Source organism: Modestobacter sp. NPDC049651, assembly GCF_040659695.1.
In the GTDB taxonomy this organism is placed as follows: Bacteria; Actinomycetota; Actinomycetes; order Mycobacteriales; family Geodermatophilaceae; genus Modestobacter.
Window position 1 is genome coordinate 21,832 of the sequence record NZ_JBFAOG010000026.1, and the last position, 11,581, is coordinate 33,412.

Sequence of the window (11,581 nt, forward strand, 5' to 3'; positions counted from 1 at the left end):
CAAGGCGCGGTGATCAGGCGCTGCGGCGGTGCTCCGCGGCGAGCGTCGCGGCCTCCGGTGAGACCAGCCCCAGCTGTGCCGGCAGCGGCCGGCTGACCAGGTTCACCAGCCAGTCGGCGGCCACCCGCACCCGGTTGCCCATCGCCGGCACCGCGTACAGGTGGTAGCCCTTGGTGACCAGCTTGGCCGGCAGCCCGGTGAGCGGCACGCCCAGCGGCCGGGCCACCGACGCCGTCCCGCCGAGGTCGGCGACCAGCCCGAGGTCGCGGTGCCGGTACGGCCGCGCCGTCCCCAAGCCCAGGCTCGCGGCGACGTTCCGGCCGATGGCCGTCCCCTGGCGCTGCGCGTGCTGCGCGGTGGGCGGGTAGTCGGCGCCCTTCCGGCTGTACCGGTCCTTCGCGGCGGCCGAGTCGCCGGCGGCCCACACGTGCTCGCGCAGCCGCAGCTGGTCGTCGACCTCCAGCCGGCCCCGCCGGGTGGGCAGGCCGAGCTGGGCGACCAGCGGGGGCGGGGTGACGCCGACGGTCCACACCACGGTGTGCGCCGGCAGGGTGGTGCCGTCGGTGAACGTCACCGAGTCGGCGCGGATCTCGCTGAGCGAGGTGCCCAGCCGGACGTCCATCCCGCGCCGGCGCACCACGTCCAGCGCTGCCCGGCCCAGCCGCGGCCCGAGCTCGGGCAGCACCTGCTCGGCGAGGTCGACGAGCAGCCAGTGCACGTCCTCGCGGCGCAGCCGGGGGAAGCGGTCCAGCTGCTCCAGGGTGGTGTGCTGCAGCTGGGCGGCGGTCTCGGTGCCCGCGTAGCCGGCGCCCACGACGACGAACGTCGCGCGCGCCGCCCGCTCCGCCGGGTCGTCGGTGGCGTCGGCGAGCTCCAGCTGCCGCAGCACGTGGTCGTGCAGCGCCTGGGCCTCGCGGGCGGTCTTCAGGCCGATGGCGTGCTCACCGAGGCCGGGGGTGTCGAAGGTGCGGGTGACGCTGCCGGTGGTGAGCACCAGCCGGTCCCAGGCCAGCTGCCGTTCGCCGTCGGTCTCGGAGGTGATGGTCACCGTGCGCCCGTCCAGGTCGACGTCCCCGACGACCGCCTGGAGGGCGCGGGTGCGGTGCAGCACGCTGCGCAGCGGGACGGCGATGCGCTGCGGGTCGAGCCGGCCGGCCGCGACCTCCGGCAGCAGGGGTGAGTAGCAGAGGTGGTCGGTCGCGCTGACCAGGGTGAGGTCGGCGGCCTCCGGGGGCACCAGCCGCTCCAGGGTGCGGGCGGCGAAGGTGCCGGCGAACCCGCTGCCGACGACGAGCACGCGGGGCCGCTGGGCGGGGGGACGGGAGCTGGTCATGCGGGTTCCTCCGGGGACGCCGGGACGGTCCTGCCCGACCCTGCCGTGTCCCGGCCCGCAGCGGAACCGGTGCGCCCGCGCCGCGGGGATCAGCGGGCAGCGCCGGCCGCCTGGGTGCCGGAGAAGGCGAGGCTCAGCGTGCTGCTCTTGCCCATGAAGCCGTTGTCGGCGGTGGTCGGCAGGCTGAGGGTGACCATGAGGTGGTCGGACCTGCCGGCGGTGAGGCTGCTCAGCCCGGCCAGCTGCTTGCCGGCGGCCACGGCCGGGCCGTTGTACAGCGCGGTCGGGGCCGCGCAGGCGTAGGTCGCGCCGCCGGTGGCGAGCTTCGTCTCGGTCCAGCTGGTGGCGCAGGACTGGACGGACAGCTGCAGGCCGTTGGTCCGGTCGGTGTCCAGCACGCTGGAGACCGGGGCGGTGGTGGTCATGGAGATGCCGGCGAAGCCCAGGTTGCCGGTGTTGACCAGGTCGTAGGTCCGGCTCAGCGAGTCGCCGGGCACGAAGCCGGCCGCGGTCAGCGGCAGCGCGGCGGTGCTGTTCGCGGCGTTCAGGTCGATGGCCAGCGTGCCGGTGGCCACCTGCGCGTCGACCGGCGTGGTGCTGTCGGTGAACGTGCCGAAGGTGCCCAGCCCGGCGACCGCGGCGGCGGCACCGAGCACGCCGAGCGAGCCGAGGATCTTGCGGGTGGTGCGGGCCTTGGCGGTCTTCGTGGCGGTCACGGTGCGTCTCCCACTCGGGTTCCTGGACCGCCGGGTGCTCCCGGCGACAGGGACGACGGTGCCGGGGCAACCGCACGGCAGCGCCCAGCCCAGCGCAAGAAACCCGCAAGGCTCACGACATCGCGGTGCTCCCCGCGGGCCGGTGCCCGTCGGCGATCGCCCGGACGACGTCCCCGGCGACCGTCTCGTGCTCGAGCAGCTGCTCGGTGAGCGCGTCCAGCGCGTCCCGGTGGGTGGTGAGCAGCTCCACCGCCCGGGCCTCCGCCTCCCGCAGCAGCCGGGCGACCTCGGTGTCGATGACCCGCTGCGTCTCCTGGCTGTAGGGCCGGTCGCCGCCCGGCCGGCCGCCGAGGAACTGCGGCCCGTCGTTGCCGTAGCCGACCGGGCCGAGCCGGGGGGAGAGGCCGAACTCGGTGACCATCCGGGCGGCCAGGTCGGTCGCGCCGGAGAGGTCGTTCGAGGCGCCGGTCGACCCCTGGCCGAACACCACCAGCTCCGCGGCCCGGCCGCCGAGCCGGATGGCCAGCGTGGTGGTCATCTGCTCCTCGGAGTACAGGTGCCGCTCCTCCTCGGGCACCTGCTCGGTCACGCCCAGCGCCATCCCGCTGGGCAGGATGGTGACCCGGTCGACCGGGTCGGCGGCGGGGGAGAAGGCCGCGACCAGGGCGTGGCCGGACTCGTGCACCGCCACGCTGTGCTTCTCGCTCTCCAGCAGGAAGTTCGACCCCTGCCGCTGGCCGAGGATGATCCGGTCTCGGGCGGTGGACAGGTCGGCCGCGGTGAGCTCGGTGCGCCCGTCCCGGACGGCGACGATCGCCGCCTCGTTCATCAGGTTGGCGAGGTCCGCGCCGGAGAAGCCGGGGGTGGCCCGCGCCGTGGCGGTCAGGTCGACGTCCGGGGCGAGGTGCTTGCCCGTGGCGTGCACCCCGAGGATCGCCGCCCGCTCGGGCTGGGTGGGCAGCGGCACGGTGACCTGCCGGTCGAACCGGCCCGGCCGCAGCAGCGCCGGGTCCAGCGACTCGGGGCGGTTGGTCGCCGCGATGACGACGACGCCGGTGGCCGGGTCGAAGCCGTCCATCTCGGCCAGCAGCTGGTTGAGGGTCTGCTCGCGCTCGTCGTTGGTGGACAGCCCCGCGCCGCGGCGCTGCCCGATCGCGTCGATCTCGTCGATGAAGATGATCGACGGTGCCCGCTTGCGGGCCTCGGCGAACAGGTCGCGCACCCGGGAGGCGCCGACCCCGACGAACAGCTCGACGAAGCCGGAGCCGGTGATGGAGAAGAACGGCACCGACGCCTCGCCGGCCACCGCCCGGGCCAGCAGCGTCTTGCCGGTGCCGGGCGGGCCGGCCATCAGCACACCGCGCGGGCCCACCGCGCCCGCGGCGGCGTACTTCTCGCCGCTGCGCAGGAAGTCGACGACCTCGGTGACGTCGCGCTTCACGCCCTCGTAGCCGGCGACGTCGGCGAAGGTGGTGCTCGGCCGGTCCTCGTCGACGACCTTCGCCCGCGACCGGCCCACGCCCGGGATGCCGCCCAGCCCGCCGGCGATGCCCCGGCGGGCGGCCCGGCCGAGGTACAGGAAGAACGCCAGGAACAGCACGAACGGCAGCAGCGACAGCAGCGTCGCCAGCCAGCCGCCGCTGGCCCCGGTCGCCCGGAAGTGCGGGACGACGTCCGGGTCGCGCACCTGGTCCAGGAACGTCGCGTCGACGCCCTGCAGCCCGGTCGGGTAGTGGGAGGTGAAGTCCTCGCCGCTGCGGAAGGAGGACCGGTAGGTGCCGCTGATCTGCCCGTCGGCGGTGAGCACCAGCGTCTCGACGTGCCGGTCGGCCACCTGCCGGCTCAGCGTGCCGTAGTCCACCTCCCGCGCCTGGCCGGCCATGCCGGGGGCGAACAGCAGCACCACCGTGAGCAGCACCCCGGCCGGGATGAGCCAGCGGCGCCAGCCCGGCGGGGGCGGGGGAGCGGGTGGGGCCGGGCGGTCCTTGGGCGGTGCGGGACTGGCCTTGGTGGTCATCGGGCTCCTCGGGCGGACGGCGGACGGGCGTCCGGTGCGGTCTGGGACTGCTGCGCTGGCACCAGGGCCCCGGTCATTCCAAGGCCCCGGTCACTCCAGGACCTCCCGGACGTCGAGCACCCCGCCCGCCGCGTCGAACTCCGCGCGGGCGGCCTCCCGCAGGTCCGCGTCGGCGAGCACGTCGAGCGCGGTCAGCGCCAGGCCGACCGCGCCGTCGAGCACCGCCCGGTCACCGGCCGGGGAGGCGGCGGCCGCGGCGAACTGGGTGGTGTGCATGGAGGTCTCCGGGCCGGCGATGGCGATCATCGGGTGGATCGCCGGCACCCGGACGCTCACGTTGCCCAGGTCGGTGGACCCGGCCAGCGACGCCGGGGTCACCCCGGGCGGCAGCGCGGTGCGCCCGCGGCGGGCCTGGGCCCTGGTCCAGCGGGCGGCGAGCTCCAGGTTCGCCCGGATCGGCAGGTAGGCCGGCAGCTCGTCCCAGACCAGCTCGTACCCGCAGCCGGTGGTCGCCGCCGCGGCGATCATGATCGCCTCCATCCGCCGGGACAGGTCGGCGAGCGTCTCCGGGGTCGCCGACCGGACGTAGTACAGCGCGCTGGCGGTCTCCGGGACGACGTTCGGCCGCTGCCCACCGTCGGTGATCACCCCGTGCACCCGGTCGGTGTCCGGGACGTGCTGCCGCAGCATCGCCACGCCCTGGTAGCCGGCGACCACGGCGTCCAGCGCGTTGCGGCCCATGAACGGCTGGGCCGAGGCGTGCGCCGCGATGCCGGTGTAGCGGACCCGCAGCTGCCGCCGGCCGAGGAAGGGCTGGACGGCCGCGTCGTAGGAGAACGGGTGCAGCATCACGACCGCGTCCACCCCGTCGAAGGCGCCGGCGCGGGCCATCAGCTCCTTGCCGCCGCCGCCCTCCTCGGCGGGGGTGCCCAGCAGCAGCGCCGTCCCGGGCAGCGCGCCGTCGGCGAGGACGGCGGCCAGGCCGAGGAACGCGCCGACCGCGGCCGAGCAGATGATGTTGTGCCCGCAGCCGTGCCCGATGCCCGGCAGCGCGTCGTACTCGGCCAGCACCGCCACCGTCGGGCCGCCGGACCCGGCGCTGGCCCGCAGCGCCGTCGGCAGCCCGTGCGCGCCGACCTCGGCGGTCAGCCCGTGCCCGGCCAGCAGGTCGGCGACGGCCTGCACCGACCGGTGCTCGGCGTACCCCTCCTCGGGGTGGGCGTGCAGGTCGTGGCTGAGCGCCAGCAGCTCCGGGCCGGCCGCCTCGACCGCCGCCTCCGCGCGGGCCAGCAGCTCCTCCGGTGCGCCGGCGAAGTCCGACCGCAGCGGTTCGGCGGCGGCGGCCAGCCGCTCGGTCTGCGCGCGCAGCTGGTCCAGGTGGTGGGTGTCGACGGAGCGGGGCGACCGCTCACCGGTGGCGCCGTCCGCGGTCATGGGTCGTGTCTACCGGGGGCGGCGCCCGGCCGCACCCCTCCGCGGCACCGGTCAGCTCCCGCCGGCCGCGTTCCCCTCGAAGCGCGCCGGCACGGGCTGCCGCCGGACGTCCGGCCGCTGGGCCGGGATGCGCGTGGGCGACGGGGGCACTCCGGCCGGGTCGGCCCGGCCCCACTCGTGCTCCACGTCGGCGATCAGCGCCTCCAGGTAGGACCGCAGCTGGGTGCGCACCGCCGAGCCGAACGCCTTGAGGTAGGCCACCTGCTCCTGCAGCAGCTCCGCGTCGGGGTGCTCCCCGCCGCCACCCGCCCCCGGAGCCGGTCCGACCACCCGGGTCGCGGCCTCCTGCGCGGCCTGGATGATCGCGCCGGCCTTCTCCCGGGCCGCGGCCAGCTGCTCCTCGTACTGGGTGCGCGCGGTGCTGGTCATCTGCCGGCTGACCTCCTCCGCCTCGGCCACGTAGCGGTCGGCGGTCTGCTGGGCGGTCATCAGGATGCCGACGGCCTGGTCGCTCGGCGACACCGGCGCCGGCGCGCTGTCGACCCGCTGCTGCAGCTCCTCGACCCGGTCCTGCAGCTGCTGGTTCTCGGTGGTCAGCCGGCCGAGCTCCCCGGCGACGACCGAGAGGAAGTCGTCGACCTCGGTGGTCACGTAGCCGGGGTGGAGCATCGTCGCCTGGGTGAACGTGACGGCGTCGACGTCGGCGGGGCTGAGCCGCCGCCCGTCGTCCGCGGGCTGCTCGTGGGCGCTCATCGGGTTCCCTCTCCGTTGACGTCCGGTGCTGGTCTGCTGGGGGCGTACACCTCGGTGCGCACCCGGTCTGCCGGCAGGCCGGAGGCGGCCAGCCGGGCGACGGTGTCCTCGACGGTGGGGCCGTTGCCGGCGACGTAGACGTCGCGGCTGCTCCACGGTCCGTGCCGGACGACGACCTCGCCGACGTCGCCGTGCTCGAGCCCGGACTCCTTGTCGTGCGAGACGGCGCGGGTGACCGTGAGCCAGCGGTGCTCCTGCTCGAGCCGGCGCAGGTCGGCCTCGTCGTACAGGTCGTGCTCGGTGCGCACCCCGAGGTACAGGTCGACCCGCCGTGCCGGGCCCTGCCGGGCCACCTGGTCGACGATCGCCTTGACCGGCGCGAGGCCGGTGCCGCCGGCGACCAGCAGCAGGTCGCGGTCGGAGTCGGGGTCCAGGCGCAGCCCGCCCACCGGCGGCCCGAGCCGGACGACGTCGCCGACGGCGAGGCCGCGCACCAGCGCCGTGCTCACCGGCCCGCCGTCGCGCGCCTTGACGTGCAGCTCGACGGTGCGGTCCGGCCGTGGGGCGTTGGCGGGGGAGTACCAGCGCCACAGCTTCGGCCGCAGGTCGGTCTCCACCGACAACGACTGCCCGGGCGCGTACTCCAGCGGCTGCTCGGTGACCAGCCGCAGCACGGCGACGTCCAGGGTCCGCCGCTCGTGGGCCACCACCTCGGCGTCCCACCACGGCGGGGTGCCCTCGTCGGCGTCGGCGGCCTCGACCATCACCTGCGCGACCAGCTCGTAGGCCTCGGTCCAGCTCGCGGCCACCGCGTCGTCCCACGCGGGGTCGAAGTGCGCCAGCGTGGCCAGCAGGCTCGCCCCGACGGCCGGGTAGTGCGCGGCCACGGTGCCGAACTTGCGGTGGTCGCGGCCCAGCTGCTGCAGGACCGGCACCAGCCCCTCCAGGTCGTCGACCCGGGCCACCACCTCACCCAGCGCGGCGAACAGCCGGTCCCGCTGGTGCGCCATCGACACCGGGAACAGCTCCCGGGTCTCCGGGTGCGTGAGGAACAGGTGCGAGTAGAACCAGAGCGGCGCCTCGTCCCCGTGGGCGGCGGCCTTCGCGAAGGTGGCGCGCATCGCCGGGATGTCCATGCGGTCCCCTGGCCGGCGTCCGGGTCAGCCCGCGGCGGCGGGCTCGGCCACGATCTCGTCGCGGTGCGCGCTCAGCGCCGCCCCCACCGCGGCGATGTCGTCGTCGCCGACGCCCAGCGCGGTCAGCGTGCCGACGAGGTGGCCCACGACCCGGTCGAAGTCCGCCGCGGTGATGCCCAGCCCGGCGTGGCCGGTGGCGAGGTCGCGGCCGGAGTACCCGGCGGGGCCGCCGGTGACCTGCACCAGGAGGGCGGCCTGGTGCCGGCGCAGCTGCGGCAGGTCGGCGTCGGCGAAGTAGTGCTCGAGCTGCGGGTCGGCGACGACGCGCTCGTAGAAGTCGTCGACGGCGGTCCGGATCCCGACCTCCCGGCCGAGGCGTTCGTACAGCGACATCAGGTCTCCCGTCCTCCCCCGTGAGCGGCACGTTCCCCGGACCGCTCACCGAGTGTGACGGCAGCGACACGGTCCCTCGGCAGTGTCGGCGCAGGTCCGGGCACCCGCCACCCGGGGACGGCACTCCTCGGCGTGTACGGAAGGTGGCCTCCGACCGGGTGCCGCGCGACCTGTCCGCGGGTGGCCCTTGACACACCCGGCGGCGTCCCAGGAGTCTTCCGCCACGCGGCGGCCGGCCGCGGCCCGCCGGGGAGAGGGACGCCGATGACCGCAGCCGCACACCGCACCGGGACCAGTGGCGGGGAGGCCGCCGTGCAGGTCGACGTGCTGGTCGTGGGCTCGGGGCCGGCAGGGGCGGCGGCCGCGCTGTTCCTGGCCAGCTACGGCACCAGCACGCTCGTGGTGACCAAGTACGGCCGGCTGTCGGACACGCCCCGCGCGCACATCACCAACCAGCGGACGATGGAGACGCTGCGGGACGTGGGCCTGGAGGAGGCCCTGCTGCGGGTGGCGACGCCCTGGCACCAGATGGGCAACACCACCTTCTGCACCAGCCTGGCCGGTGAGGAGCTCGGCCGGATCCCGTCCTGGGGGACCGACACCGTGCGGCACGCCGACTACGAGCTGGCCAGCCCCTGCACGATGGTCGACGCGCCGCAGACGATCACCGAGCCGGTGCTGATGAAGGCCGCCCAGGAGCGCGGCGCCCGGATCCGGTTCGACACCGAGTACCTCGGCCACGTGCAGGACGACGACGGCGTCACCACCACCGTGCGCGACCGGCTCACCGGCGCCGAGTACACGATCCGCTCCCGCTACCTGGTGGGGGCGGACGGCGCCCGCAGCCGGGTGGCCGCCGACCTGGACCTGCCCTTCGAGGGCCCGGGCGCGGTCGCCGGCGCGCTGAGCATCGTGTTCGAGGCCGACCTCACCCACCTGGTGGCGCACCGGCCCTCGGTCCTCTACTGGATGCTCCAGCCGGGCGCGGAGAAGGAGGGCGTCGGCCTCGGCGTGCTCCGGATGATCAAGCCGTGGACCGAGTGGATGCTGATGTGGGGCTACGAGGTGGCCGCCGGCCCGCCCACCCTCAGCGACGACGTCGTCCGGGAGCTGGCCGTGGCCCTGGTCGGCACCGACGACTTCGAGATGCGCGTGACCTCGGCGTCCCCGTGGACGGTGAACCACCACTTCGCCACCACGCTGTCCCGCGGCCGGGTGTTCTGCGCCGGCGACGCGGTGCACCGGCACCCGCCGACGAACGGGCTGGGCTCGAACACCTCGATCCAGGACGCCTACAACCTGGCCTGGAAGCTCAGCGCCGTCGTCGCCGGCACGGCGGCGCCCTCGCTGCTGGACAGCTACGACGCCGAGCGCGCGCCGATCGCCCGGCAGATCGTCGAGCGCGCCAACCAGAGCATCGCCGACACCGGCAAGATCCTCACCGCGCTCGACCTCACCGACACCACCGACGTCGCGGCCCTGGAGCGACAGCTCGCGCTGCGCAAGGCGCCCGGGCCGGAGGGGGAGAAGATCCGCACCGCGCTGCGCGAGGCGATCGCCTACAAGGCGCACGAGTTCGACGCGCACGGTGTCGAGCACAACCAGCGCTACCGGTCCGCGGCCGTGGTGCCCGACGGCACCCCGATGCCGGAGTGGCGGCGCGACCCGGAGCTCTACGCCCAGCCCACCACCTGGCCCGGTGCCAAGCTGCCGCACACCTGGGTGACCCGCGCCGGGCACCGGGTGTCGACGCTGGACCTGGCCGGCCGCGGCCGCTTCGCCGTGGTCACCGGCGTGGGCGGTGACCCGTGGCTGGCGGCCGCGCGGGCGGCGGGGGAGCGGTTCGGGCTGGAGATCACCGAGGTGGCGATCGGCCCCGGGCTGCCCTTCGACGACCCGTACGGCACCTGGGCGGAGCTGCGCGAGACCGGCGACGCCGGGGTCCTGCTGGTGCGCCCGGACCTCCACGTCGCCGCCCGGCACCAGCAGGCGCCGGAGTCCGCGGCGGCGGCCGAGGAGTGGCTCACCGCAGCGCTCGCCCAGGTGCTCGGCCGCTGACCGGCGGTCAGCCGCCGAGCAGCCCGGGCCCGGCCGAGCCCGCCGGGTACTCCAGCAGCGGGACGGTGCCGGCCCGCCACGCGGCCAGGACCGGGTCGACCACCTGCCAGGAGGCCTCGGCCTCGGCAGCGCTGACCGAGGTGCGGTCGCCGCCGCCGAGCACGTCGGCGAGCACCCGGCGGTAGGCGTCGAGCTCGCCGCCCTGCCCGCCGTCCTCGTTGAGCCCCAGCCACAGCCGGTCGGGGGCGGTGCGCCGGCCGACGGGGAGGTCGCCGGGCAGCGGGGCGCGCAGGTGCAGCGCCACGCCGGTCCGGCCGCCGTCCAGGCCCTTGCCGGCGCGCAGCACGAACCGGGTGCCGGCCCAGCGCGGGGTGTCGATGCGCAGCACCAGCTCCGCGTACGTCTCGGTGCCGCGGGCCGGGTCGACGCCGTCCTCGGTCGCGTAGTCCGGCACCCGCCGGCCGTCGGGCAGCGTGCCGGCGGTGTACCGGGCCCGCCGGGTGCACGCGCCGGGGTCGTCGGGGTGCTCCAGCCGCACGGCCCGCAGCAGGTCGAGCTTCGCGCGGTGCAGGTCGACGGCGTCCGCCGTCCCGGGCAGCTCCATGGTGGCCAGGGTGAGCACCTGCAGCACGTGGTTCTGGACGACGTCGCGGACGGTGCCGGTGCGGTCGTAGAACGCAGCCCGGCCCTCCAGGCCGAGCCCCTCCTCCCACAGCAGGTCGACCTGGGCAAGGTGCGCGGCGTCCCAGAGGCCGGCGAGCGGGCCGCCCGGCGCGCGGGCGTCGAGCAGCGCCTGCGCCGCGGGCATGCCCAGCGCGTGGTCGACCCGGAACGCCGCGGGCTCGCTGCCGGCGACCTCGGCCAGCAGCGCGTTGAGCGCCCGCGCGGAGGCGAGGTCGGCACCGAACGGCTTCTCCACCGCGATCCGGCTGCCGGCCGGCAGGCCCGCGGCGCGCAGCGCGGTCAGCGCGGGCGGGAACGCCGCCGGGGGCAGGGCCAGGTAGACCGCGATCGGCGCGCCCTCCTCCCCGGCGGCGGCGCGCACCGCGGCGGCGACGGTCGCCGGGTCGGTGAGGTCGACCGGCCGGCCGCGCAGCCGGCCCAGCAGCGCCGCGCGGGCGTCCGCCGGGACCCCGGCGGCGGCCAGCCGCGGGTCGACCGCGGCGCGCAGACCGGCGTCGTCGAGGGGTGCCGGCGCGGCGCCGACGACCTGCACCGGGTCGGGGAGCCCGGCGAGGGCCGGCAGCAGGAACCGGCCGGCGAGGTCGCCGGTGGCGCCCAGCAGCAGCAGTCGGGACAGGGCGGGGGAGGCGGGGGAGGCGTCCATGTCCGGGTCAGTCTCCCCGGCCCGCTGCGGGCCCGGACTGCCAGGTTGTTCACAGGTGGTGGCGGTGGACAACCGCCTCGGGCGTGCGGCATGATCGTCGGCAGTAGGGGAGTACCCCTCCGCGGACGTCTCGTCAGTACGGCTCGGTTCGACCGGGCCCGGGGCGCCGGCCCGGCCGCTGGCCTGGTGGGGGAGACCTGCCGACCGTTCACGGGTTGGAGGCACCCCCATGTCCGCTGCAGACACCATCACCAGCACCGCTCCCACCAGCACCGCTCCCACCAGCACCGCGCCGGCTCCCGAGCGCGAGGGCTGGGAGGCCCCGTCGTGGGAGCAGGTGGTGCGGGAGCACTCGGCGCGGGTGTACCGGCTGGCGTACCGGTTGTCGGGGAACCAGCAGGACGCGGAGGACCT

The 11,581-nt window shown here is 76.1% G+C and carries 9 protein-coding genes and 1 pseudogene; 2 read left to right on the plus strand and 8 right to left on the minus strand.

Going from position 1 to position 11,581, the window contains the following annotated elements; all coding sequences use genetic code 11:
- Positions 1-13: 13 nt before the first annotated feature.
- The 7 genes from AB0J00_RS21570 to AB0J00_RS21600 form a co-directional block, all read right to left on the minus strand.
- Complete coding sequence (locus tag AB0J00_RS21570) at positions 14-1,333, minus strand: NAD(P)/FAD-dependent oxidoreductase (RefSeq protein ID WP_357749058.1); 1,320 nt, start codon at positions 1,331-1,333, stop codon at positions 14-16.
- 89 nt (positions 1,334-1,422) lie between these two features.
- Positions 1,423-2,049 carry a TasA family protein gene (locus AB0J00_RS21575; RefSeq protein ID WP_357749060.1) on the minus strand — a complete coding sequence of 209 codons (627 nt, stop codon included), beginning with the start codon at positions 2,047-2,049 and terminating at the stop codon, positions 1,423-1,425.
- 112 nt (positions 2,050-2,161) lie between these two features.
- Positions 2,162-4,066, minus strand: a complete 1,905-nt coding sequence (ftsH, locus tag AB0J00_RS21580; protein WP_357749063.1) for an ATP-dependent zinc metalloprotease FtsH — start codon at positions 4,064-4,066, stop codon at positions 2,162-2,164.
- Positions 4,067-4,156: 90 nt separating this feature from the next.
- Complete coding sequence (locus AB0J00_RS21585; protein WP_357749066.1) at positions 4,157-5,500, minus strand: M20 family metallopeptidase; 1,344 nt, start codon at positions 5,498-5,500, stop codon at positions 4,157-4,159.
- A gap of 51 nt (positions 5,501-5,551) precedes the next feature.
- Positions 5,552-6,253, minus strand: a complete 702-nt coding sequence (locus AB0J00_RS21590) for a DivIVA domain-containing protein (protein WP_357749069.1) — start codon at positions 6,251-6,253, stop codon at positions 5,552-5,554.
- Entirely contained in the window at positions 6,250-7,389 is a 1,140-nt protein-coding gene (locus AB0J00_RS21595; protein WP_357749072.1) for a globin domain-containing protein, read from the minus strand. The genes AB0J00_RS21590 and AB0J00_RS21595 overlap by 4 nt, the downstream gene beginning before the upstream one ends.
- 24 nt (positions 7,390-7,413) lie before the next feature.
- Positions 7,414-7,782, minus strand: a complete 369-nt coding sequence (locus AB0J00_RS21600) for a group 1 truncated hemoglobin (RefSeq protein ID WP_357749075.1) — start codon at positions 7,780-7,782, stop codon at positions 7,414-7,416.
- Between the two features lie 264 nt (positions 7,783-8,046).
- Between AB0J00_RS21600 and AB0J00_RS21605 the strand changes: the two genes are divergently transcribed.
- Positions 8,047-9,840, plus strand: coding sequence for an FAD-dependent monooxygenase (locus tag AB0J00_RS21605; protein ID WP_357749078.1), 1,794 nt, complete (start codon positions 8,047-8,049; stop codon positions 9,838-9,840).
- A 7-nt stretch (positions 9,841-9,847) separates the two neighbouring features.
- On the opposite strand, the gene AB0J00_RS21610 is transcribed toward AB0J00_RS21605, so the two are convergent.
- A complete protein-coding gene (locus AB0J00_RS21610; protein WP_357749081.1) occupies positions 9,848-11,167 on the minus strand; it encodes a glucose-6-phosphate dehydrogenase in 1,320 nt (439 codons plus the stop codon).
- A gap of 178 nt (positions 11,168-11,345) precedes the next feature.
- On the opposite strand from AB0J00_RS21610, the pseudogene AB0J00_RS21615 reads away from it, so the two are divergent.
- Positions 11,346-11,581 (plus strand): annotated as a pseudogene (locus AB0J00_RS21615) (RNA polymerase sigma factor SigE); the annotation flags it as partial.